We start from the raw sequence: 20,648 nt of genomic DNA, 5'->3' as shown, positions 1-20,648 counted from the left end.
TCGCGCGCGGGTGGTCGTGACGCCAGTGCCCGACGTCCTGGCCCAGGCAATCGCGCCTGGCGGACCACTGTCGGACGCAGTTCAGTGGGCGCAGATCGCGAGCACGCTGATCGCGGCTCTCGCCGCGGGGTTCAGCTACATGGCAGCGCGAGCGGCATCACGGGCAACCGGGATCGCACTGGACGTACGCAGGCGGGAGCTCGCGGAACTCGCGCAGACCAGGCGGCCGACACTTGTAGTGAGCGTTGCGGCTGCAGTTGACGGCGGTAGGACCCGCTACACCTTGCAGGTCAAGAACACTGACGACAAGAACGAAGCACACGAGCTTCAGATCGAAACGAGCGCCAAGTATTCGGGACCCTATAGACCCGCTTCTTGGCCCTACACGCTTGCTCCCGGCGCCGAGATCATGTCCCACCGCAGGAAGCTGGTGGCCGGGCAGGGCCGCACTAAAGCGTCAGTCGAAGCAGAGGGCGAGGGAAAACGTGTCGCTTACGGACGCCTGCGCTTCCGCGACGTTCACGGGCTTGCGAGGTGGCAGTACACCTTCTCGTTAGTTGAGGCTATGACCTTCTCTGACGGCAAGCCCGAGTACGACTACTCGATCATGCAGCAACCAGTTCCGACTCTCATAAGTGAGGACGCGGCCGATCAAAGCACCCTCACCACCCGAGTCCGCCTAGCGTGGCTCGCCCTACGAGGGAAGGACGAGTAGTAGTCAGCGCCCGGCTAGAGCGTCCTGATACTGCTTCGCGGCGTCCGGGTCGAGGTTCTTCGTGACGCGCACAAGTACGGTGCCGGACAGGTAGTCGTACTCGGCCGCGATCGGCGTCTGCTTCGCGAGCGCCTGGATGTAGTCGTGTCGCGCCTTCGCCTCGTCCTCGGACGCGAAGACCTCGACCTTGCCGCCGTTGTCCGCCGAGAGTTGGTCCGGGTTCTGGTTCTCCTCCGGCACGCGAGAGTCAGTGAAGACAGCAGCCGAGGTGTACTGGCTCGGACGGCCGAGGAGCTTGTTCGGGTCGTTCTGCGCGGTGATGACCTGGCCTGGCTTCGCGGTGCTGATCTTCGCGGCGAGGTCGGTGACTACCTGCTGCGCGGTCTTCGGCGGAGCGTCAGACGAGGACGAGCAGCCAGACAGGACCAGGACGGTGGCGAGAGGAGCCAGGAGACCCGCGACGACGCGACGTGAGGGGAGCTTCACGGACGGTACGTCTCCGACCGCACCTGTCGTGTTACTCGGCCGCCTTATCCGGGTGTCGTTACGCTAGGTAGAAGGTCGGAGACCTCAGACTGAGCCGGTGCTCGTGGCTTCGCTCGTGATCGGCTCGTGCAGTCTCCTCGTCAGCTTGATCGTCTTGACCTTCACAGTCTTCAACTTCTTGCGCGCTCGCGAGCGGGTCGACTTCGACGGGAGGTCCACCCCTTCCCCGAGCTGGGCCGAGGCATCTTCGGAGTCCTGACGCCCGGGCAAGACACGGCCCACAGGGTCCGTGTCGAGCTGTGGGACGGACACGATCACATCGTCGAAGAGCGGAAGTCCCTCCCGCCCGACGAAGTAGTGCACGTGGCACTGCCTCACCGCCAGAAGCACGGTCCGGACCTTGTCGACCTTCCGCCCCCCGTCGCACTCCCGCCGAGCAGCGACCCGACGATCCAGGAGATGCACGCTGCCAGCGAGGCGATGGGCCAGAAGTTCCGCAGAGATGGTGAGGGCCAGCAAGTCTCCGTGAGGGTCGTGTGGAGGACGCGACTTGGAGGTTGGCACACGCACGAGGAGCAGACGGGCTGACTGAAGTAGGGGGTGTCGACGCTCGATCTCGGCGGACAAGTCGGCCATGATCTCTTCACCGGTGGCGTCAGTCCCGGTCTTCGCAAGGATGACGGCCCGCCAGCCGGATGACTCCTCGCGTCGCGCCTCGGCCGTACATCCGACCCGCGTGCGGCCGAGGCTCCCTAGCCTCAGCACCTCTCCGAACTAAGGTTCGCATCGTGTCGCCGGACGAGATCAGCGCCTTCGGCTCAGTAAGTGCGTTCGTGGTCGCCGCACTGGCCCTCGGGGTCTCTGTCTACGCGGCTGTGGTTGCTCGCCGCGGCGCGCGGTCGACCGAGCGACAAGCAGAGATCGCCGCAAGTGCATACCGCATCCAAGCTGCCCCGAAGATACTTCTGCGGCTAGACGCCTGGGCTGACGGCCACAAGAATGCCTTCTTCTGGAAGGTCAATGTCGTCCGGGTAGGCGGACCGATCGAGGTGCGCTGGCGCTTCGACTTCGTCGCGATCTTGGACACCGACGCAGGGACTACCCCCATCAAGCTCGGGCCGAGATACAGCCCCTGGCTCGATGGGCTGGGCTCTGGCAGAGAAGAGAAATTCAAGGAAGTCGTCGAGGTGCCCCCCGGAGAGACTCCCAGGGGGTTCGTGGTGGCAGTCGAAGTCCAAATCGTTGAAGCGCCACGGAGTGGTGCTGTCTCGGAGGACGCGCTTCCGTGGACCCATAGCGAGAGACTGACCTGGAGTGCCGGGCGGTAGCGTCGTGAAATCTCAAAGGGACACTAGGCCGCTCCGTCCGGCACGTCCTCGCCCTCGCCCTCGGTCTCGGTCTCGCTGAAGTAGTCCTCAGCGGCCGGCTCCTGCACGTCGGACTGAAGACCTTCGAGCATGCCGACCACGGCGTCGAGTGCGACCACCCCGCCCTCGATGCGCAGGCGCGTCTCCTCATCGGCCGCCATGGCGCCGGAGTCGATCTGGTCGAGCATGCCGCGAAGCTGATCCGCGTCAAGGGACATGGGTCGCGCGACCGGAGGTGACAAGTCGTGTCCTGACTGCGCTCAACGGGTGATTGCAGCACGTCGTCGACGGGGCCAGTGTCACGACGTGTGAAGCGAGTGTGGGTGCCGACGCTGGTCGCCGTGGCTCTGATGCTGGCGGGCGCCGGCCAGGCCGTCGCCAAGCCCCCTCGGCCGGTCCCCGAGGACACCGCCCTCGACCAGGCACTTCAGCGCCTCGTCGCCATGCCCGGTGGCCCGCCCGGCGCGATCGCGGTCGTCCAGCGCGACCGCGACCTCCAGGTACACACGGCCGGACTAGCCGAGGTGGGGCGAAACCGGCCGCCGCGGGCGACCGACGGGATGCACATCGCCAGCACCGCGAAGGCGTTCAGCGGTGGTGCAGCGCTCGCCCTGGTCGACCAGCGCAAGCTGGGGCTCGACGACACCATCGGCCTCCGCCGGCCCGACCTCCCCCGCGCCTGGCACGGCGTCACCCTGCGCCAGCTGCTCAACCACACCAGCGGCGTCCCCGACTTCGTCGACAACCCGGCCGCCCAGCAGGCGATCATCGCCTCCCTGCTGAAGGCGCCGCCGCCGCGGCAGCTGCTCGACTTCGTCAAGGACGAGCCCCTCAAGGGCCAGGGCACGTACAAGTACTCGAACTCCGACAACATCATCGTGGGTCTGATCGTCGAGACGGTCACGGGCAGGCCCTACGACCGCGCCCTCGACCGCCTCGTCGAGCGCCCGCTCGGCCTGCGCGACACCAGCCTTCCGGTCGGACCGGAGGTGCGACCCCGACCGTTCTTCCACGGCTACGACCTCGACGAGGCCGGCGGCCCGCCCGAGGACGTCAGCGAGATCGTGGCGGGCGGATGGTCCTGGGCGTCCGGCGGCATCGTCTCCACCCCGGCCGACCTCAACCGCTTCATCCGCGGCTACGTCGGCGGCGAGCTGTTCAACCGGCGGATCGCCGCCGAGCAGGCCCGGTTCGTGGAGGGCGGCAGCTCCGAGCCGCCCGGCCCCGGCCGCAACTCCGCCGGCCTCGCGCTGTTCCGCTACGACACCCGGTGCGGCACCGTCTTCGGCCACACCGGCAACACCTTCGGATACACCCAGTTCATTGCGGCCAGCCGCGACGGCCGGCGCTCGGTCACGGTGTCGATCAACCTGCAGCGCACGCAGAAGAGCACGGGCCAGGAGGCGCAGGTGTTCAACGCCCTGCGGGCCGTCGAGGAGGACGGCGTCTGCGCCGCCCTCGCGCGGTAGCCGGGCCTCGTCGGGAAGGCCCTTCCCGACGACGAGGGGTCGGCTCGCGTAGGCCGATGGACACCCGGAACAGGGGGTTGACCGACCGAAAATCTCTAGCTACAACTACAGATATCCGACGACGAGCTTGCTGGAGCCCGACCGGAGGAGGTGCTCTGATGGCCTTCGACCTCGTCGACACGGTGGCCGACCCGCTCGACCGGACGAGCGGGACTCCGTCCCCGGAGCCGCTTGCGGCCGTGACCGAGTCACCCGCGGACCAGGCGGTGTTCGACGCCGAGTTCGTCGCGATAGTGCTCGTCGAGTTCCCCGCGGAGGAACCGGCGACCATCCCGGCGACGACGCCGCCCGGGACGACGGCCGCGTCCCGACGCGAGCCTCGGCGACCTCGAGCCGAATCCGGGGGTGCCGTCGGAGTGATCCCGACGCCGGCGGCTCGGGACGTCCGACGACGAACCGACGCCCGGACCCGCTCCCCTCCGCGCTGAGCTGCCGCCCTGTCCCCGCCGGAAAGGAGTCCTCCACACCCACGCCAACGACCGATCAGGCCCTGTCCCGACGATCAACGCCGGCGGGCCTGGGCCGGGACGCAGCAGCCGACGAGCGGCCGGACGCCGCACTACCCCCACCTTGGGCCGCTGCCTCCCGCCCGGGTTCGCCGACGCCCTTCAGGAGCGCGTCCGCCCCGTCAGAGCCAGCATCTGGTCCACCGGGTCCGCGCTCCCGATCTCGACCGCATCGGCGAAGAGCCCCGGCCCGTGGAGCATCACCGGGTCGCCGCGCAGGTAGGCGAGCGTCTCCTGCACGGACTCCGGGTCCAGGTGCTCGTCGAGTCCCGCCCCGCGCGCCAGGTCCCACTCGTGCACCGTCAGGTCGACCAGCATCTGGACGGCGTACTCCCCCACCGGCAGCCACCCGAACGACACGTGCACCGGGTCGGCATGCGCCGTCGTGGAGGTCCACGCCTCCCGCGACGCGACGGCCGCCCGGTCCCACCCGCGCATCGGGTCGCCCTCGAGCAGGTCGCCGTCGTAGACGTTGCCCACCGCGTCCATCGGCTCCCCCGCCAGCACGTGCGGGGCCCACCGGTGCTCGAAGCACATGTGCGCGACGAGGTCCCGCACGCTCCACTCCGAGCACGGGGTCGGGGCGTCCCAGCGGTCGTCGGGAACCGCGTGGACCCGTGCACCGAAGCGGTCCATGGCGGCGGGGATCAGGCGGCGGGCGTCGCTCATGGACGCGAGCCTGCTCGACCACCGTCGTCCGGCGCCAGGACCCGTCCCGCCAGCAGATCACGACGGTCAGCCACTCGCCCCGCGGACGTCCGTCCCGTGCTCGGCGAACGCCTTGAAGTCCTGCATGTGCCGCAGCGACTGCTTGCGGAAGGCACCGCGCATGAGGGGCGCCACCAGTCGCATCGGCCCGCTGAACCGGTACTCGTTCTCGCTCGCCCAGCGCGTCGTCGCCGGTCCGGCTCCGGTCAGCCGTTCACGCGCGGCGCTCCACATGCCCTCGGCGACGATCTCGCGCTCGAAGCGAACGACGCCGTCACTCGGGATGCCATGCAGGTCCGCCGGTTCCCGGCGCGTGATGGTCTCGGTGCCCTCCATCGTCTGCTGCCCCGTCTGCAGGACCACGCGCGATTCGGTCCCGACCTGCCCGTGTAGCCCACTGATCGGCTCGTGCAGCACGAGGCCCCGCAGCCACATCGGCAGGTGCGCGGGGTCGGCGAGCAGCTGCGCCACCCGCTCCAGCGGCAGGGCGATCTCGATCGAGACGGTGTACTTCACGACGGAGCGCTCCGGGTTCTCCTCGGCCGGGGAACAGTATCAGCATCGACTTATATTCCGGCCCAGCACGAGGTCGAGGTGCGCCCGCAACGCGGCGAGGGCCTCGTCAGCGGTCAGGTGCCGGCCGAGGGTGTGCAGGGTCAGACCTTCGACCAGCGACAGCAGCGCCACCGCCGCGAGCGCCGGGTCGACGACCGCGCCGGCGGCGGCGACCAGCCCGGCGAGCCCCTCGCGCATGCGAGAGGTGTCGGCCCGGAGCTCCTCGGCGATCTCCGGCTTCACCGCGGCGTAGGCCTGGAACGCGAGGCTGACGTGGGCCTCGAGCTCGCGCTCCTCGTCGAGCGGCAGCAGCTGCACGAGGAGCACCTCGACCTGGTGCCGGGGACCGGCATCGTCGGGAACCGGATCCGCCGCGAGGCGCTGCTCGACCCGGTCCCGGACCGCCCCCAGCGCGAAGACCATCATCTCGTCCTTCGTGCGGAAGTAGTGCTGCACCATCCCGGAGGTCACGCCCGCCTCGGCCGCGACGTGGCGCAGGCTCACGTCCTCGAGCCCCCGCTGCGCGGCGACCCGCATCAGCGCGTCGGCCAGCAGCGTGCGGCGCGCATGGTGGTCGACCTTCTTCGGCACCGGTGCAGCTTTTCACGGTGCAGTTGCAACGCAACCCGACACCTCGATACGTTGCAGTCGTAACGCGTAGGAGGTCGTCATGCTCGAACACCCGCTGCCGAGGCCCGACCCGATCACTCCCCCGCCCGCGTTCGACGAGCTCCGCCGGAGCGAGCCGGTCGCGCAAGTGGCCACCGCCTTCGGGCCGGCGTGGCTGGTCACGTCGGCCGACCTCGCGGTCGCCGCCCTGTCCGACGACCGCCTCGGGCTCACCCCGCCCGGTGCGGAGGTCGACGTGCGGGCCTCGCTGTTCCAGGACGGCCCGGCCCACGCCCGACTGCGTCGCCTGGTGGCCGGCGCGTTCCGCCCGGCGCGAATCGAGGCGCTGAAGCCCGGGATCGCGGCGCTCGCCGAGGAGTATGTGGAGCGGGTGGTCGCGGCCGGCCCGCCGGTGGATCTGGTCGACGCCCTGGCCGCGCCGCTGCCGGTGATGGTCGTCGGGGAGCTGGTCGGGATCGACCCGGCCCGGCACGACGAGTTCCGGAAGCTCGTCGACGGCGCGCTCGCCGCCGACCCGATGAGCGGGGACCCGGAGCTCGCCATGACGGCGTGGACCGCGCTCGGCGGATTCGTCGCCGACCTCGTGGCCACGAAGCGGGCGGCGCCGGCCGACGACCTGCTCAGCGACCTCGTCGCGGTCCGCGACACCGACGACGGGCGGCTGGACGACGACGAGCTGGTCGCCCTCGTCCAGGTCGTCTTGGCCGCCGGCACCCTGACGGTGCGGAACGCGCTGGTGCAGGCGGTCGTCCGGCTGTTGGACGAGGACCGCTTCGGCGACCTCGGTGACGTCGCCGGGCTGGTCGAGGAGGTCATCCGCCGCGCCGGCACCGACCCGTTCCCGCGCTTCGCCCACGGGGACCTCGAACTCGGCGGCGCACACATCGCGGTCGAGGAGATGGTGCTGGTGTCTCTCGAGGCGGCGAACCACGACCCGGCCCGCTTCGCCGAGCCGCACGACCTCCGCCCGGGGCGCCGGGAGCCGCACCTCGGCTTCGGCCACGGCCCGCACTTCTGTCTCGGCGCCGCCCTGGCGCGCGCCGAGCTGGTCGTGACCCTGCCGATCCTCGCCCGCCGTCTCCCGGGGCTGCGGCTCGACGTGTCTATCGCCGACATCCCGTGGCAGCGCGGGCTCGTCGACCACGGCCCGCTCGCGCTGCCGATGAGCTGGTGACCGACCCGTCCTCGCTGGTACTAGTCGCTCATGACGGCGAAGGCCGACCTTAAGAAGGAGCTCGACTGCTACCGGGCGACGCGCGACCGGCCGCGACTGCTGACCGTCCCCGACCTGCAGTACCTCATGATCGACGGCGCCGGCGACCCGAACACGGAGGCCTTCGCCGAGGCCATCACGACGCTGTACCCCCTCGCCTACGCGGTGAAGTTCCTCAGCAAGGTCGAGCTGCAGCGGGACTACGTGGTCATGCCGCTCGAGGGCCTGTGGTGGTCGGACGACATGGCGACCTTCACGAGCGCCCGCGACAAGTCCCGGTGGCAGTGGACCCTCGCAGTCATGACCCCCGAGTGGATCACCGGCGAGCACGTCGCTGCCGCGCTCGAGCGGGTCGCGGCGAAGAAGGCGCCCGCCCGGCTCGGGGACGTCCGACTGGAGAACCTGTCGGAGGGCCGGTGCGTCCAGGCCCTGCACGTCGGCTCCTTCGACGACGAGGCCGAGCTGCTCCGCCGGATGCACGACGAGTACATCCCCGGGCACGGGCTGACCCTGACCGGGAAGCACCACGAGATCTACCTCAGCGACTTCCGCCGGGTGGAGCCCGCGCGGTGCCGCACGATCCTGCGACAGCCGGTCCGGACCGACCCCGGAGACGACGAAGCCGGACGGATCCCGTGATCCGTCCGGCGTAAATCGGTGTGCCCCGTCCACGACGAGGCCGAAGCTCCTACTCGGAGCTGATCCAGATGCGAACGATCGAGCCCTTCTCGACCGGCGTGCCGGCCTCGGGCTCCTGCCGACCGACGTGGGCGCGGCCCGCGGCGGTGTGGAAGGCGTTCTCGGCGACCGCGAGGATGCCGGCGTCGAGCGCGCGGTCGTGGGCCTCGTTCGCGGGCACCCCGGTCAGCTGCGGGACGCGGACGTCGGTCGTGGTCGTCATGGTGGTGGTGTCGTCGGACATCGTTGACCTCCGAGGGTCGTCAGGAATCACTGCTCAGGCGGCCGGGACCGGGTGGGCCGAACGTCTACGTCGTAGGAACGCTCGACGCTCGTCTTCTCCTTCCCCGCCCCAGATGCCGTACGGCTCCTCGACCTGGCGGGCCCACTTCAGGCACGCCGCGGCGACGGGGCATTCGGCACAGATCGCCTTCGCGCGGGTCACGCGCTGGCTCCGCGACGGGTCACGTTCCCCGTCGGGGTGGAAGAACATCGCGAGATCGAGGTCCCGACAGGCGGCGTGCCGCTGCCAGTCCCAGTGGGCCACGAGTGCGGCCGGCAGACGCGATACATCGGCCACGACGGACACCCCCTCCTACACAACGTCGTAGAATCGAGGCTACCCGCGGGTATGGCGTCCAACCGCAGTTCCGGAACGGCCCCGACGAGGGGGTCGTCACCGTTTCGGAGCTACGTCTCGTAGGTGCTCAGGACCATTGCATCGCGTGCCCCCGGGACTAGTCCGAAGAGCCGAATCCCCGTCGAGGTGAGCCCTCGGGTGCGGGTCGCGGTGGCGTCCACGAGGGACACCCGGTCGGCCAGGGTTCCCGACGATGCCGCGACGTCCAGGTCGGCGGTCGAGGACCGGAAGCCGGTGCCGGCGCTGCGCATCGCGGGCTGCCACGCGGCGATCGACGTGACCCACGGCGCGGTCGTGTCGGCGACGAGGGTGCCGCCGGGCTCGAGCGCGCCGCGGACGGCCGTCCGGACGCCCTCGGGGTCGAGGTACATCAGCAGGCCCTCGGCGAGGACGAGCCGCGGGCGGTCGTCGGGAATGCCGGCGGACCAGCCGGGCTCCGTGACGGACGCGGCGATCGTCGTGACGTTCTCGCGGTCGTCGTAGAACTGCCGGCGCAGTTCGATCACCGGTTCCTGGTCGACGTCGAACCACTGCACGCCGGGCCCCGGGTCGAGGCGCAGGACCCGGCTGTCGAGGCCGCACCCGAGGTGAAGGACGACGGCCTCGTCGTGCCGGGCGAGGAAGGCGCGGGCGGCGTCATCGATCAGCCTCGCGCGGGTGCAGATGAGCGGGGTGTTGCCGTCGAGGGCGAGGACACCGAGCGAGGGCTGGTCGTCGACGCGGGCGAGCAGGTCGGCGGCGAAGCGGTCACCGAGGATCGGCTGCGCGGACGCGGCGTCGCGGGCGTGCATGGCGAGGGTCCAGAGCATCGTCTGCTGCTCGCGGAGTAGCTGCACCGTCATGCCGGACGAGTTCCTCGTCGGGCGCCGCGGCAATCAGGGCGGCGACGGGAACGAGGCCGCGAGCCCGCGGATGACGATCTCGACGGCGGCGTCGAGCTCGGCGAGGAAGGCGCCGGGCGCCGGGGAGTCGCGGCCGATCCAGCGCCAGAGCGCACCCATGTAGACGTCGTAGAGGAGGTCCCCGGCGACGTCGAGCCCCGGGACGGTCCCGGGGGACTCGTCGGCCAGCCACGCGTGCAGCTCCTGGCCCATGGGCGTCCGGTGGAACACCGGTCCGCCGGCGTAGAGGAAGCCGAGGAGCATCTCGCGCGTCTCCGCGGGGCGGTCCTCGGTGATCAGCGCGAGCTCGTGGAAGTAGGCGCGGAGCCGGTCGAGCACGTCGACGGGCCCCTGCGGGGTCGTCGCGCGGGCGGCCTCGGCGGCCTGGGCGCGCCGCCGCGCGGCCCACTCGAGGGAGATGTCGCTCTTCGTCGGGAAGTGGTTGAAGCAGCTACGCCGCGACGTGCCGGCGCGGGCGGCGACGTCGTCGTACGTCGTCACCTCGTACCCGCGCTCGGTGATCAGCGCGACGGCCGCCTCGTAGAGCCGCTCCCGCGTCGCGAGCCCCCGCCGCGTCCGCCCGTCGAGCGTCCCGACCATGCGCCCTCCCCTGGGTTCCTGGACATTGTTGCATCTCGGTGCAACAGTGTCGCCGGACACAACATGCACCGAGATGCAGAAAGAGTGCTGCCGATGACCGCCGGCCCGTCCGTGGACCTCCCCCTCGACCCGTTCCTCCTCGAGCACCTCGACGACCCCTACCCGGTCTACGAACGCCTCCGCGCCGCGGGCCCGGTGGTGCACCTGCCGGAGCGGGACCTGTGGGTCGCCGCGCGGTACGAGTCGGTCTCGGCGGTGCTGCGCAACTACAAGGTGTTCGCCTCGGGCCTCGGCTCCAGCTACGTGCGGGTCGCCGACTCCGGCTTCCGCGCGCCGTTCATCGACAACGACCCCCCGGTGCACACCCGCATCCGCCGATCGGTCCAGCAGCAGTTCCAGCGCAACCGGATCGAGGAGATGCGGCCCGACGTCCGGGAGCCCACCGAGCGCCTCGTCGAGGCGGCGGTCGCGGCCGGCGAGGTCGACGTGGTGACCGCGCTGACGCAGCCGCTGCCCGACCTCGCGATCCGCCGGCTCACCGGGATCACGCCGCCCGACACCGAGACGATCACGTCCTGGGCCGACTCGGTGATGCACATGGTCGGCCCCGACGCCGACCCCGTGCACATGGAGCGGGTGCTCGAGGCCGTCGGCTGGCTCGCGGAGACCGGGCTCGCCGGGATGCCCGCCCACTGCCTCGGACGGCTGATCATGGAGCAGGGCGGAGACACCGGGCAGCTCGGCGACGAGCGCCTCATGACCCTCGCGTCGATCTGGCTCGCCGGCATCGACTCGACCAACAGCCTCCTCGCCAACGCCGTGCACGCCTTCGCGCTCTTCCCCGAGGCCTGGGACGCCGTGCGCGCCGACCCGTCGCTGATCCCGAACGCCGTCGAGGAGGTGCTGCGCTGGGACTCGCCCTTCCGGCAGTTCTTCCGCCGTACCACCGAGGAGGTCGAGGTCGGCGGCGTGACGATCCCCGCCGACGCCGACGTCTGCGCCGTCCTCCCGGCCGCCAACCGGGACTCCGCGCGGTTCGCCGACGCCGACACCTTCGACGTCACTCGGCCCGACGCCCGCCAGCACGTCGCCTTCGGGGCGTCCATCCACCTGTGCATCGGTGCCCCGGTGGCCCGGTTGGAGGCCGCCGAGTTCCTCACCTCGCTCGCCTCCCGGGTCCGCGCCTTCGAGCTCGTCGGGACCCCCGTACGGAACCCGAACCGGGAGATCCGCAACTTCACGTCGCTGCCCATCCGGATGGTGACCGCATGAGCCTCGACTACCGGCGCGGCCTGCACGACCTCAGCGACGGCTGCCACGCCTGGCTGCTCCCCGACGGCAGCTGGGGCTGGAGCAACTCCGGCCTGATCACCGGCTCGGGCACCTCGCTCATGGTCGACACGCTGTTCGACCTCGCCCTCACCCGCGAGATGCTCGACGGCATCCGGCCGGTCACCGACGCCCACCCGCTCGGCACCCTGGTGAACACCCACTCCGACGGCGACCACGTCTTCGGCAACCAGCTCCTCGCCGAGCGCGACGTCGAGATCGTCGCGTCGCAAGCGGCCGCGGACCTCATGACGCAGGACCAGGTCGACGCCCTGGCCGGGGTGAAGCGCCTGGAGAACGAGGTCGGCGCGTTCACCCGCCACATCTTCGGGCCGTTCGACTTCGACGGGATCGTCGCGACGGGGCCCGACCGGACCTTCGAGGGCGAGGAGACCCTCGACGTCGGGGGGCGGGAGGTGCGGCTGATCCAGGTCGGCCCCGCGCACACCCCGGGCGACACGCTCGTCCACGTCCCCGACGCCCGGCTGCTCTTCGCCGGCGACATCCTCTTCATCGGCGGCACGCCCGTGGTGTGGGCCGGGCCGACGTCGCGGTGGATCGCAGCGTGCGACCGGATCCTCGACATGGACGTCACGACGATCGTCCCGGGCCACGGCCCCGTGACCGACAAGAGCGGCGTGGGGCCGGTCCGCGAGTACCTGCAGTTCGTGCAGGACGAGGCGGTCAAGCGCTACGAGGACGGCCTCGACGTCGAGCAGGCCGTCGCCTCGATCGACCTCGGCCGGTTCGCGGAGCTCCCCGAGCACGGCCGGCTGGCCCAGAACGTGCTCAACGTCTACCAGGAGCTCGACCCCTCGGTCCCCCGGCCCGACCGCCTCGACGTGCTCGGCCGCATCGCCGCCCTCGAGGGCTTCACCCCGACCGCCGGAGTCCGCTGATGCGCTGGATCACCTTCGCCGACCCCGCCGGTGACCGCGTCGGGCTGGTCACCGAGGAGGGCGTCCACCCGCTCGATGTCGGGACGACGCTGCTCGACCTGCTGGACGGCGGGCTCGTCTCCGCCGCAGGGCGGGCCCGGACGTCGCCGGCCCTGCCGCTGGACGATCTCGTGCTCCGGGCGCCGATCCAGCCCCGGACGCTGCGCGACTGCATCGGGTTCCTGCAGCACCTGCGGAACTGCCAGGGCGGGGTCGACATGCCGCTGAGTCAGCGCCATCTCGAGGTGCCGGGCTTCTACTTTTCCAACGCCGGCGCCGTCACGGGTCCTCGCGACGACATCCCGGTGCCGCCCGGGAGCCGGTGGTTCGACTTCGAGCTCGAGGTCGCGGCCGTCATCGGCACGCCCGGCACCTCCATCCCACGGGAGAAGGCCGAGGACCACATCGCCGGCTACCTCGTCTACTGCGACTGGAGCGCCCGCGACCTGCAGATCGAGGAGCGGGCCCTGCAGCTCGGACCCGCGAAGGGCAAGGACGGCGCCAACTCCCTGGGCCCGATGCTCGTCACGCCCGACGAGATCGCCCACCGGCGGAGCGGGGAGGCCTTCGACCTCGCCATGACCGTGTCCGTCAACGGCGAGCACGTGGGCGGGGGCCGGTGGAGCAGCATCGACTGGAGCTTCGCTGACATCGTCGCCTACGCCTCGCGGGGTGCGCAGCTGCGCCCGGGCGACGTCATCGGCTCGGGCACCGTGCCCACCGGGTGCCTGTTCGAGCACTACGCGATGGACCCGGAGCACTTCCGGGGCTGGTTGCAGCCCGGTGACGAGGTGGTCCTGGCCGTCGAGGAGCTGGGCGAGCTGCGCCACCGGATCGTCGAGGGCGACGCGGTCAACCCGCTGCGGACCGGCTTCTGACGGGCATCGTCGGGAAGCAGTGCGGGGACCGTGTCCGATGGACACGGTCCCCGCGGAGCTGGTTACGGGCCTTCCGGAACCGAGTCGCTGTGACTCGGTTCCGGCGCTGGCGTTCTACGCCGAGGTCAGCTCGCGCTTCTCCTCGACAGGCTCGCGCTCGAGGAGGTCCTCCTGCGCGGCCACGAGGGTCGGGACGGTGATCTGCCCGGCGACGTTGGTCGCGGTGCGCATCATGTCCATGATCGGGTCGATGCCGATGATCACGGCGATACCGGCCGCGATGACCGCGGGCGGCATGCCGACGGCCGCGAGGGTCAGCGTCAACATCGTGAACCAGCCGGTGGTCCCAGCGGTGGCGAGCGCGCCGAACACCGAGACAGCGACGATCACGACGTACTGCCACACCGCGAGCTGCACCCCGGAGATGTTCGCGATGAAGATCGTCGCGAGGGCCGGGTAGACCGCGGCGCAGCCGTCCATCTTCGTGGTCGAGGCCAGCGGGACGGCGAAGCCGGCGTAGGCCGGCGGCACACCCAGGTCGACCGCGGCCTGGCGCGAGAACGGCAGCGATGCGCCCGAGGAGCGCGACACGAACGCGAACTGCAGCGTGGGCCAGGTGACGCCGAAGAATCGTCGGGGACCGATGTTCGCGACGTACCGCAGCAGCACCGGGTAGACGACGAACAGCACGATCGCGCAGCCGAGGTACACGGTGCCGATCAGCCCGGCGAGCGAGCCGATCACGCCGCTGCCGTAGGTGGCGAAGGCGTTGCCGATGAGGCCGAGCACGCCGATCGGCGCGAGCACGATGATCCAGCGGATGATCGTCAGGACGATCTCGAACGCCGACCGCGAGAGCGCGACGACCGGCTCGGCCTTCTCCCCCAGCGCGTACGCGGCGGCGCCGACGACCAGGGCGGCGAGCACCACCTGCAGCACGTTGTTGTCGGCGAAGGCGGCGACGGGGTTGTCGGGGATGAGGTCGGTGAGGAACGCGGTCCAGGAGCCGGTGGTCTTCTCGCCGACCTTCGCGAGGTCGCTCGGGTCGGCGGCGATCTGCACGCCCTGACCGGGCCGGAAGATCAGGCCGATCGCGATGCCGATCAGCACGGCGACCAGGGAGGTGCCGGCGAACCAGGCGACGGTCCGACCGCCGAGACGGGCGGCGGTGCGGCCGCCACCGAGGTCACGCAGGCTGACGATCCCGACGACGATCGCGAGGAACACCAGCGGCGCGACGGTGAACTGCAGCGCCCCGGTGAACAGGGTGCCGATGGTGTCGAGGGTGGTGGCGAGCCAGTCGCTGCCGGTGAGGCGCGCGGTCAGGCCGAGGAGGGCGCCGAGCAGCAGCCCGGAGAGGGTGAGGACGGCGAACACGCGCGGCTTCTGCCACGCGCGTGCGGTGCGGACGACGAGGGACACGATCCTGCTTTCGGGTTCACGACGAATCAGGGGGCTGGGATGAGCTCTCAGCTCCGACACCCGGTCGTCACGCGGCGGCACAGGTCGATGACCCGCCGCCGGACGAGGTCCGTCCCTCTCGTTGTGCTCACGAACGATGGCAACCGTCCCTGCAGGGCGTGTCTTCCCGGCGCCTACGGTTCAACACTGTGGCACCGCTCATGACCACCGACGACCTCGACGCGTACGGCGCCGACGTCGTCCGCGTCCGCAACCCGCGACCGGTCCTCGACGAGCTGATCGCCGCCGTCGACGAGGACCGGATCGCCGATCCCGAGGACGTCCCCTACGCGCTGAGCCTCGCGGCGAGTGCCGCCGCCCGGCTCCGGGACGAGGCCCGGGCGCTGGACCTGTCGCGGCGGGCCGTCGACGCGGCGAGGGGCGGGCGCGAGGAGTACCTGGTCCGGGGCGAGTACGCCGACCTGCTGCTCCGCTTCGGGCACGACGAGGAGGGCATCACCACCCTGCGCAAGCTGCGGCAGCAGCTGACGCGCGACCCGCTCGCGGACGGCTACGTCATCGAGCCGCTGCTCGAGAACGGCCGCGAGACGCTGGCGCAGGAGTGGCTCACGGCCGCCCTGGAGACCGCCGTCGACATCGCCGAGCGCGCGGACCCCGACACCGACGAGGCCGAGGACGCCTGGGAGATCGTCGACAGCCTCGCGAGTCGGCGCGTGCGGGTCCGGCGTGGCCTCGGGCTCCAGCCCGACGAGGCCGACCTCCGGGCCGAGGAGCTCCTCGCCGCCCACGACGCCGAGCCCGACATGGTGTTCTGGCCGCAGGCCGCGTTCGCGACGCTCGTGGAGAAGGCGCCGGACCTCGTGGAGATGACCTGGGACGAGCACCGCGCGGCGATCGAGCGGGAGCTCCAGCAGGACGACCAGCTGCTCGTGGAGGTCGCGACCCCGCAGCTGCTGGAGGCGACCCTGGCGGGCGACGAGACCGTGGCGGGCGAGCCCGGCCCGGCGCTCGAGTGGCCGCCGGGGCGCAACGAGCCGTGCTGGTGCGGGTCGCAGGTGAAGTACAAGAAGTGCTGTCTGCCGCGGGGTCGGTCCGTCGTCGAGTCCTAGCGCTCAGGCGACGTCCGCGCGCGGTTCGCCGCGCTGCTCGCCGCACTGCTCGTCGGGCCGCTCGCTCGCCACGATGAGCGAGTCGAGCCGGTCGCGCGTGGCGACGAGCGCCTGGACGTGGGCATCGAGGCGGTCGCGCTCGACGGCCAGGCGCGTGCGGACGTCGTCGGTGACGACGTGGGACTCGAAGCAGGGCAGGAAGTCGCGGATCGTGGCGGTCGACAGGCCCGCCCCCAGCAGCATCCGGATCCAGTCGACCCGCCCCACGGCGTCGGCGGAGTAGACCCGCTGCCCCCCGGTGGTGCGCACCGACGTGAGCAGGCCCTGCTCCTCGTAGTAGCGCAGCGCCCGGACGCTGACCCCCGAGTCCTTCGCGACCTCGCCGATCCGCACCTGTGACCTCCGCGACCCGAGCTTGAACCTGACGTGGACGTCAGGTCCTAGCGTCGACGGTAACCGATCGACGGAAGGACCCACCATGCAGATCGCCGGAGCCACCGCTCTCGTCACCGGGGCGAACCGGGGCCTGGGCGCGGAGTTCACGCGCCAGCTCGTCGCGCGGGGCGCCCGCGTGTACGCGGCGGCCCGCCGCCCGGAGACGCTCGAGGAGGCGCCCGGGGTGACCCCGCTGACGCTGGACGTCACCGACCCCGCGTCGGTGGCCGCTGCCGCGAAGGCCGCCCCCGACGTCGACCTGGTGGTCAACAACGCCGGGATCGCCCGCATGACGACGCTCGTCGACGGCGACCTCGACGACATCCGCGCCGAGATGGAGACGAACTTCTTCGGCTCGCTGTCCGTGGTGCGCGCGTTCGCCCCGGCCATGGTCGAGCGCGGGAGCGGGGCGTTCGTGCAGGTCGTCTCGGCGCTGTCGTGGGTGCCGTTCGTCGGGGCCGGCGGCTACGGGGCCTCCAAGGCGGCGGCGTGGATGCTCGGGGAGAGCGTCCGGGCCGAGCTGGTGGAGCGCGGCGTCGAGGTGCTGACGTTCGCCCTGGCGGCGACCGACACCGACATGATGGCGTTCTCGGACGTCCCGAAGAACGACCCGGCCGTCGTCGTGGCGGCGGCGCTGGACGGGCTCGCAGCGGGCGCCTGGGAGGTGCTCGCGGACGACGACACCCGGGGGGCCAAGCGGTCGGTGGCCGGGTGACCTGCCCGCCGGGGAACCGGGTCGTCGCGACCCGGTTCTCCGGCTCCCGGTCAGGCCTTCTTCGCGTAGACGATCGTCTGGCCCAGGTAGTTGTGGGCGCCGCGGTCGAGCGTGCCGCCGCACGTGATGAGGCGCAGCTCCGGGTCCGTGGTGTCGGAGTAGACCGACGCCGTGGGGAACTCCGCCTTCGGGATGGTCTCCGTGCGGGTCACCGCGTAGGTGACCTGGCCCTGCGGCGTAGCAACGTTGATCTCGTCGCCGGCCGCGAGGTCGTGGAAGCCCGCGCCGAACCCCGGCTTGCCGTCGGAGTTGACGTGCGCGAGAACGACGGCCGGGCCGACCTGGCCCGGCATCGGACCCTTCGTGTAGACGCCGGCCTGCATCGGGTCGGCCAGCGGCGGGACCTGGATCGACTTGTCGGCGTTGAGGCCGAGCCCGACGAGCTGCGAGGACACGTTGAGCTTCGGGATCGTCATCGAGTAGCCGGGGACGACGCCGTCGGCGCTCTGCTGGCTCGCGGCGAGCGGGGCACCGTCGGTGTCGCCCGAGCCGCAGGCGGTGACGAGCAGTGCGAGCAGGCCCGCGACGAGGAGGGCGGCGGCGGTACGAGCGCGGTTCACGAGTTACCCCCGGTCTGGGCCGAGCCCTCGGGAACTTCGGTGACCTGCTCGCCGGACGTGTCCGCCTTCGACTCGTCGTCGCCGGTGGTGGTCACGGAGGCGTTCTGGTTGTCGCCGTCGTCGTCGAGGTTCTCGCAGGCGACGCCATTGTGGTTGGCGTCGAGGCGGTCGGCGTTGTTGGTGGCCGACCCGCCGATCGACTCGAAGTAGCGCTGGGCCTGCTGCTGCGTGCCGAAGTCGGCGCAGTCGCGGTCGCCGGCGGGACGACCCGCGCGCCTCTTGGGTGCGCTGCTGTTCGAGTCGCCGTTGCCGGACGAGGGGACGTTGCCGGGGATCGACGAGGAACCGTTGCCGTTGCCGTTGCCGTTGCCGTTGCCGTTGCCGTTGCCGTTGCCCGGGATGTTGATCCGTCTCTGGTTGGCGCCCTGGTCTGCCGGGTCGGGGTCGGCTCCCTCAACCTTCGGCGGGGTGCCCGCCTCGTTCTCGGAGGGGGCCTCCGTACCTGTGCAGAGGCGATCTGTTGCCTCGGTTTCCGCAGCCTTGATCTCGTCGGCCGTCTTACCCGCACTTGCGGTGACAGCCGGGTCGCTCGCGACCTTGGTGGTGCACTCGCTCGTACCGGGGACCGGCGGGTCCTGGGCGTAGGCCGGGCCGGCGACGAGCAGAGCGCTCGCGACGGTGGCGATGAGTAGCGGGGCGGTTCTCGACAAGCGGATCACGTGGTTGCTCCCCCTCGAGCGGATGAGGTTCCCCCGACCTCTGGTCACGGAAGGGTTGCACGCTCGGTAACGACTCGGTCACGCACCCCGCAGATCTTCGAGAGCACACTATTCGCGGACAGCCCCCGACCCGGCCACAGAACCGGGTCCTGGCGACTCGGTTCTCCGGACCTCTGCCGACTCAGACGCGACCTATCGTGGGCACCGATGACGAGGGCCTGGATGAGCTGGTCGTGCGGCAAGGACGGCGCGTTCGCGCTGCACGCGGTCCGCACGAACCTCGAGGTGGCGGGCCTGCTGACCACCGTCTCGGACGGCGAGGTCGCGATGAGCCGCGTGCCCGCCGACCTTCTCCGCCGCCAGGCCGAGGCGCTCGGGCTGCCGCTCAGGACGGTCGACCTCCCGTGGCCGTGCCCGAACGAGGTCTACGAGCAGCGCACCGGCGCCGCCCTCGCCGAGCTCGCGGCCGAGCACGCCGACGAGATCGTCTACGGCGACCTCTTCCTCGCCGACATCCGCGCCTACCGCGAGCAGGCACTCGTCGGGACCGGACTGAACGCCCGCTTCCCCCTCTGGCAGCGCCCCACCGACGGGCTCGCCCAGGAGATGCTCGACGCCGGGCTGCGGGCGGTGATCGTCTGTGTCGACCCGAGCCAGGCGCCGCCGGGCATCGTCGGGAAGGAGTGGGACGAGCAGCTGATCCGCGACCTGCCGGAGGGGGTCGACCCGTGCGGGGAGAACGGCGAGTTCCACACGTTCGTCACCGACGGACCGGGGTTTGCCCACCCAGTGGACGTCGCGGTGGGCGAGGCCGTCGAGCGCGACGGCTTCCTCTACGCGCCCCTCACCGCCCGGGGCCCGAGCACCGGCTGAGCTCCCTGCGGACCACAGAAGCGGCGACTCCAGGGCCACCGACCGCAGTCGTCGGCCCAGACGAGCTGATGGGCTCGCACCACCCGGCCGGGATGGAGCGCGACGGCCGTTCCGAGGTGCACGTCGGGATGCGACAGCTCCACCACCTCGATGCGCCGGCCGTCGTCCAGGGAGTACCGCTGCCCCGGCACCGTGCGATCGTCGTGGCAAGCGCCGCCGTGAGCCGTGTCGTTCAGGAGCTCGTGTGCGGCCTCCTGCTCCATGCCCGTGACCACGAGCTCCGGCAGCCCGTACCGGGTGAGGCCGACGGTGTAGGCCCAGCGCGAGTGGACCGCGTCGGGCCACACGTGCTGGATCGCCCAGCCGTAGCGCTCGACGAGGGCCTCCATCTCCCGCAGCGCCTCGGCCCTCGTCCACCCCTCGCACATCCGGCACATCGCACCCTCCAAGACTCGAACACATGTTCGAATCATGCACCGAGGGTCCGACACTCTCAGCGGCGAAGACGCAGGAAGCCGATCAGGGCGAAGACCGCGCCCGCCGCGGCGTAGCCGGCGAGGGGCGCGAGCTGGGGCGCGGGACCCGCCGCCATGGCGACGAACGCGAACCCCACCACGCAGGACAACCCGCCGCTGACGATGAGCGGCCACTGACCCCGACGGGTGCGACGCCGGGCGAGCGCGACGACGAGCTGCCCGGCGCCCGCGACGACGGCCCACGCGCCCCAGACCCGCAGCACCGCGGGCACGCCGTCGGCGGCCGCCACGGCGAGGAGGACGGCCGCGACCGCGCTCACCGCCAGGTTGAACCCGAGCCCGATCCGCGCGCCCCGGGACGCCGTACCGGACCGCAGGGCGTCCGCGCCGACGAGCACCAGGTCGCCGACGGGATAGAGCACCAGGACGACGACCATGGCGAGGCCGAGACCTGGCCCGACCGCCAGCAGGACGGCCGCCCACACGAGAGCGAAGACGATCCGGGCGAGCAGCAGCGGGACCTGCTCCCGCGAGGCCGGCCGGGCGTGGTCGAGGGACGTGGCGGTGGACATGGTCGAGCTCCTCACGAGAAGTAGAAAGACCGTTCTCCCTACTGCTCCGGAGCC

General features: G+C 71.3%; 27 protein-coding genes. 11 read left to right on the top strand and 16 right to left on the bottom strand.

Annotation, left to right across the window (positions count from 1 at the left end):
* The first annotated feature begins 25 nt into the window (after nucleotides 1-25).
* Nucleotides 26-715, top strand: coding sequence for a hypothetical protein (locus ACFPBZ_RS02740; protein ID WP_378034465.1), 690 nt, complete (start codon nucleotides 26-28; stop codon nucleotides 713-715).
* A 3-nt stretch (nucleotides 716-718) separates the two neighbouring features.
* On the opposite strand, the gene ACFPBZ_RS02735 is transcribed toward ACFPBZ_RS02740, so the two are convergent.
* Both ACFPBZ_RS02735 and ACFPBZ_RS02730 read right to left on the bottom strand, forming a co-directional pair.
* The gene (locus tag ACFPBZ_RS02735; protein ID WP_378034464.1) at nucleotides 719-1,201 is read right to left on the bottom strand and encodes a hypothetical protein; all 483 of its coding nucleotides are present in this window, start codon (nucleotides 1,199-1,201) and stop codon (nucleotides 719-721) included.
* A gap of 84 nt (nucleotides 1,202-1,285) precedes the next feature.
* Nucleotides 1,286-1,591, bottom strand: a complete 306-nt coding sequence (locus ACFPBZ_RS02730) for a hypothetical protein (RefSeq protein ID WP_378034463.1) — start codon at nucleotides 1,589-1,591, stop codon at nucleotides 1,286-1,288.
* A 398-nt stretch (nucleotides 1,592-1,989) separates the two neighbouring features.
* Between ACFPBZ_RS02730 and ACFPBZ_RS02725 the strand changes: the two genes are divergently transcribed.
* Nucleotides 1,990-2,529 (top strand): hypothetical protein, encoded by a 540-nt coding sequence (locus ACFPBZ_RS02725; RefSeq protein WP_378034462.1) that lies wholly within the window; start codon nucleotides 1,990-1,992, stop codon nucleotides 2,527-2,529.
* Between the two features lie 23 nt (nucleotides 2,530-2,552).
* Here ACFPBZ_RS02725 and ACFPBZ_RS02720 read toward each other — a convergent pair whose 3' ends face one another.
* The gene (locus ACFPBZ_RS02720; protein ID WP_378034461.1) at nucleotides 2,553-2,756 is read right to left on the bottom strand and encodes a hypothetical protein; all 204 of its coding nucleotides are present in this window, start codon (nucleotides 2,754-2,756) and stop codon (nucleotides 2,553-2,555) included.
* Between the two features lie 162 nt (nucleotides 2,757-2,918).
* Here ACFPBZ_RS02720 and ACFPBZ_RS02715 point away from each other — a divergent pair, with 162 nt between their 5' ends.
* Entirely contained in the window at nucleotides 2,919-4,037 is a 1,119-nt protein-coding gene (locus ACFPBZ_RS02715) for a serine hydrolase domain-containing protein (RefSeq protein WP_378034554.1), read from the top strand.
* A gap of 668 nt (nucleotides 4,038-4,705) precedes the next feature.
* Here ACFPBZ_RS02715 and ACFPBZ_RS02710 read toward each other — a convergent pair.
* From ACFPBZ_RS02710 to ACFPBZ_RS02700, 3 genes are all read right to left on the bottom strand, one after another.
* Nucleotides 4,706-5,272: a TIGR03086 family metal-binding protein gene (locus ACFPBZ_RS02710; protein WP_378034460.1), complete on the bottom strand. Its 567-nt coding sequence runs from the start codon at nucleotides 5,270-5,272 to the stop codon at nucleotides 4,706-4,708.
* 66 nt (nucleotides 5,273-5,338) lie between these two features.
* A complete protein-coding gene (locus ACFPBZ_RS02705) occupies nucleotides 5,339-5,827 on the bottom strand; it encodes an SRPBCC family protein (RefSeq protein WP_378034459.1) in 489 nt (162 codons plus the stop codon).
* Nucleotides 5,828-5,866: 39 nt separating this feature from the next.
* Nucleotides 5,867-6,457, bottom strand: a complete 591-nt coding sequence (locus ACFPBZ_RS02700; RefSeq protein ID WP_378034458.1) for a TetR/AcrR family transcriptional regulator — start codon at nucleotides 6,455-6,457, stop codon at nucleotides 5,867-5,869.
* Between the two features lie 79 nt (nucleotides 6,458-6,536).
* Between ACFPBZ_RS02700 and ACFPBZ_RS02695 the strand changes: the two genes are divergently transcribed.
* The gene (locus ACFPBZ_RS02695) at nucleotides 6,537-7,670 is read left to right on the top strand and encodes a cytochrome P450 (protein WP_378034457.1); all 1,134 of its coding nucleotides are present in this window, start codon (nucleotides 6,537-6,539) and stop codon (nucleotides 7,668-7,670) included.
* A 30-nt stretch (nucleotides 7,671-7,700) separates the two neighbouring features.
* Nucleotides 7,701-8,348 carry a GyrI-like domain-containing protein gene (locus ACFPBZ_RS02690; protein WP_378034456.1) on the top strand — a complete coding sequence of 216 codons (648 nt, stop codon included), beginning with the start codon at nucleotides 7,701-7,703 and terminating at the stop codon, nucleotides 8,346-8,348.
* Nucleotides 8,349-8,397: 49 nt separating this feature from the next.
* Here ACFPBZ_RS02690 and ACFPBZ_RS02685 read toward each other — a convergent pair whose 3' ends face one another.
* From ACFPBZ_RS02685 to ACFPBZ_RS02670, 4 genes are all read right to left on the bottom strand, one after another.
* The gene (locus ACFPBZ_RS02685) at nucleotides 8,398-8,631 is read right to left on the bottom strand and encodes a PASTA domain-containing protein (protein ID WP_378034455.1); all 234 of its coding nucleotides are present in this window, start codon (nucleotides 8,629-8,631) and stop codon (nucleotides 8,398-8,400) included.
* Nucleotides 8,632-8,664: 33 nt separating this feature from the next.
* Entirely contained in the window at nucleotides 8,665-8,967 is a 303-nt protein-coding gene (locus ACFPBZ_RS02680) for a WhiB family transcriptional regulator (protein WP_378034454.1), read from the bottom strand.
* A gap of 110 nt (nucleotides 8,968-9,077) precedes the next feature.
* Nucleotides 9,078-9,869 carry a class I SAM-dependent methyltransferase gene (locus ACFPBZ_RS02675; protein WP_378034453.1) on the bottom strand — a complete coding sequence of 264 codons (792 nt, stop codon included), beginning with the start codon at nucleotides 9,867-9,869 and terminating at the stop codon, nucleotides 9,078-9,080.
* Nucleotides 9,870-9,902: 33 nt separating this feature from the next.
* On the bottom strand, nucleotides 9,903-10,508 hold the full coding sequence (locus tag ACFPBZ_RS02670; RefSeq protein ID WP_378034452.1) for a TetR/AcrR family transcriptional regulator: 606 nt from the start codon (nucleotides 10,506-10,508) through the stop codon (nucleotides 9,903-9,905).
* Between the two features lie 93 nt (nucleotides 10,509-10,601).
* Here ACFPBZ_RS02670 and ACFPBZ_RS02665 point away from each other — a divergent pair, with 93 nt between their 5' ends.
* Genes ACFPBZ_RS02665 through ACFPBZ_RS02655 form a run of 3 tightly spaced genes read left to right on the top strand, consistent with a single transcriptional unit; the run spans nucleotide 10,602 to nucleotide 13,653 of the window.
* Nucleotides 10,602-11,780: a cytochrome P450 gene (locus ACFPBZ_RS02665; RefSeq protein ID WP_378034451.1), complete on the top strand. Its 1,179-nt coding sequence runs from the start codon at nucleotides 10,602-10,604 to the stop codon at nucleotides 11,778-11,780.
* Complete coding sequence (locus ACFPBZ_RS02660; protein ID WP_378034450.1) at nucleotides 11,777-12,736, top strand: MBL fold metallo-hydrolase; 960 nt, start codon at nucleotides 11,777-11,779, stop codon at nucleotides 12,734-12,736. The genes ACFPBZ_RS02665 and ACFPBZ_RS02660 overlap by 4 nt, the downstream gene beginning before the upstream one ends.
* A complete protein-coding gene (locus ACFPBZ_RS02655) occupies nucleotides 12,736-13,653 on the top strand; it encodes a fumarylacetoacetate hydrolase family protein (protein ID WP_378034449.1) in 918 nt (305 codons plus the stop codon). The genes ACFPBZ_RS02660 and ACFPBZ_RS02655 overlap by 1 nt, the downstream gene beginning before the upstream one ends.
* Before the next feature lie 114 nt (nucleotides 13,654-13,767).
* Here ACFPBZ_RS02655 and ACFPBZ_RS02650 read toward each other — a convergent pair whose 3' ends face one another.
* Nucleotides 13,768-15,075, bottom strand: a complete 1,308-nt coding sequence (locus tag ACFPBZ_RS02650; protein ID WP_378034448.1) for a dicarboxylate/amino acid:cation symporter — start codon at nucleotides 15,073-15,075, stop codon at nucleotides 13,768-13,770.
* Between the two features lie 200 nt (nucleotides 15,076-15,275).
* Between ACFPBZ_RS02650 and ACFPBZ_RS02645 the strand changes: the two genes are divergently transcribed.
* Nucleotides 15,276-16,184, top strand: a complete 909-nt coding sequence (locus tag ACFPBZ_RS02645) for a YecA family protein (protein ID WP_378034447.1) — start codon at nucleotides 15,276-15,278, stop codon at nucleotides 16,182-16,184.
* A 3-nt stretch (nucleotides 16,185-16,187) separates the two neighbouring features.
* Here the strand turns inward: ACFPBZ_RS02645 and ACFPBZ_RS02640 are convergent, their stop codons facing one another.
* Nucleotides 16,188-16,577 (bottom strand): MerR family transcriptional regulator, encoded by a 390-nt coding sequence (locus ACFPBZ_RS02640; protein WP_378034446.1) that lies wholly within the window; start codon nucleotides 16,575-16,577, stop codon nucleotides 16,188-16,190.
* Between the two features lie 85 nt (nucleotides 16,578-16,662).
* On the opposite strand from ACFPBZ_RS02640, the gene ACFPBZ_RS02635 reads away from it, so the two are divergent.
* Nucleotides 16,663-17,334, top strand: coding sequence for an SDR family oxidoreductase (locus tag ACFPBZ_RS02635; protein WP_378034445.1), 672 nt, complete (start codon nucleotides 16,663-16,665; stop codon nucleotides 17,332-17,334).
* Nucleotides 17,335-17,384: 50 nt separating this feature from the next.
* On the opposite strand, the gene ACFPBZ_RS02630 is transcribed toward ACFPBZ_RS02635, so the two are convergent.
* Both ACFPBZ_RS02630 and ACFPBZ_RS02625 read right to left on the bottom strand, forming a co-directional pair.
* The gene (locus tag ACFPBZ_RS02630) at nucleotides 17,385-17,954 is read right to left on the bottom strand and encodes a sortase domain-containing protein (protein WP_378034444.1); all 570 of its coding nucleotides are present in this window, start codon (nucleotides 17,952-17,954) and stop codon (nucleotides 17,385-17,387) included.
* Entirely contained in the window at nucleotides 17,951-18,664 is a 714-nt protein-coding gene (locus tag ACFPBZ_RS02625) for a hypothetical protein (protein WP_378034443.1), read from the bottom strand. Before ACFPBZ_RS02625 ends, ACFPBZ_RS02630 begins: the two co-directional genes overlap by 4 nt.
* 216 nt (nucleotides 18,665-18,880) lie before the next feature.
* Between ACFPBZ_RS02625 and ACFPBZ_RS02620 the strand changes: the two genes are divergently transcribed.
* Nucleotides 18,881-19,546, top strand: coding sequence for a Dph6-related ATP pyrophosphatase (locus tag ACFPBZ_RS02620; RefSeq protein ID WP_378034442.1), 666 nt, complete (start codon nucleotides 18,881-18,883; stop codon nucleotides 19,544-19,546).
* Here ACFPBZ_RS02620 and ACFPBZ_RS02615 read toward each other — a convergent pair.
* Nucleotides 19,507-19,974 (bottom strand): DUF4262 domain-containing protein, encoded by a 468-nt coding sequence (locus ACFPBZ_RS02615; RefSeq protein WP_378034441.1) that lies wholly within the window; start codon nucleotides 19,972-19,974, stop codon nucleotides 19,507-19,509. The two genes, ACFPBZ_RS02620 and ACFPBZ_RS02615, sit on opposite strands and share 40 nt — an antisense overlap.
* A gap of 65 nt (nucleotides 19,975-20,039) precedes the next feature.
* Nucleotides 20,040-20,594, bottom strand: coding sequence for a DUF308 domain-containing protein (locus tag ACFPBZ_RS02610; RefSeq protein WP_378034440.1), 555 nt, complete (start codon nucleotides 20,592-20,594; stop codon nucleotides 20,040-20,042).
* Nucleotides 20,595-20,648 lie beyond the last annotated feature (54 nt).

It is taken from the genome of Actinomycetospora atypica, from assembly GCF_042653685.1.
In the GTDB taxonomy this organism is placed as follows: domain Bacteria; phylum Actinomycetota; class Actinomycetes; order Mycobacteriales; family Pseudonocardiaceae; genus Actinomycetospora; species Actinomycetospora atypica.
Note: the sequence above shows the minus strand (reverse complement) of the source record. Positions and strands in the feature narration are given on the sequence as shown.

Coding starts and splice junctions, on each gene's coding strand:
- ACFPBZ_RS02720 (WP_378034461.1), bottom strand. CDS start 2,756: ATGCTCGACCAGATCGACTCCGGCGCCATGGCGGCCGATGAGGAGACG.
- ACFPBZ_RS02715 (WP_378034554.1), top strand. CDS start 2,919: ATGCTGGCGGGCGCCGGCCAGGCCGTCGCCAAGCCCCCTCGGCCGGTC.
- ACFPBZ_RS02710 (WP_378034460.1), bottom strand. CDS start 5,272: ATGAGCGACGCCCGCCGCCTGATCCCCGCCGCCATGGACCGCTTCGGT.
- ACFPBZ_RS02695 (WP_378034457.1), top strand. CDS start 6,537: ATGCTCGAACACCCGCTGCCGAGGCCCGACCCGATCACTCCCCCGCCC.
- ACFPBZ_RS02690 (WP_378034456.1), top strand. CDS start 7,701: ATGACGGCGAAGGCCGACCTTAAGAAGGAGCTCGACTGCTACCGGGCG.
- ACFPBZ_RS02685 (WP_378034455.1), bottom strand. CDS start 8,631: ATGTCCGACGACACCACCACCATGACGACCACGACCGACGTCCGCGTC.
- ACFPBZ_RS02675 (WP_378034453.1), bottom strand. CDS start 9,869: ATGACGGTGCAGCTACTCCGCGAGCAGCAGACGATGCTCTGGACCCTC.
- ACFPBZ_RS02670 (WP_378034452.1), bottom strand. CDS start 10,508: ATGGTCGGGACGCTCGACGGGCGGACGCGGCGGGGGCTCGCGACGCGG.
- ACFPBZ_RS02665 (WP_378034451.1), top strand. CDS start 10,602: ATGACCGCCGGCCCGTCCGTGGACCTCCCCCTCGACCCGTTCCTCCTC.
- ACFPBZ_RS02660 (WP_378034450.1), top strand. CDS start 11,777: ATGAGCCTCGACTACCGGCGCGGCCTGCACGACCTCAGCGACGGCTGC.
- ACFPBZ_RS02655 (WP_378034449.1), top strand. CDS start 12,736: ATGCGCTGGATCACCTTCGCCGACCCCGCCGGTGACCGCGTCGGGCTG.
- ACFPBZ_RS02645 (WP_378034447.1), top strand. CDS start 15,276: ATGACCACCGACGACCTCGACGCGTACGGCGCCGACGTCGTCCGCGTC.
- ACFPBZ_RS02635 (WP_378034445.1), top strand. CDS start 16,663: ATGCAGATCGCCGGAGCCACCGCTCTCGTCACCGGGGCGAACCGGGGC.
- ACFPBZ_RS02620 (WP_378034442.1), top strand. CDS start 18,881: ATGACGAGGGCCTGGATGAGCTGGTCGTGCGGCAAGGACGGCGCGTTC.
- ACFPBZ_RS02615 (WP_378034441.1), bottom strand. CDS start 19,974: ATGTGCGAGGGGTGGACGAGGGCCGAGGCGCTGCGGGAGATGGAGGCC.
- ACFPBZ_RS02610 (WP_378034440.1), bottom strand. CDS start 20,594: ATGTCCACCGCCACGTCCCTCGACCACGCCCGGCCGGCCTCGCGGGAG.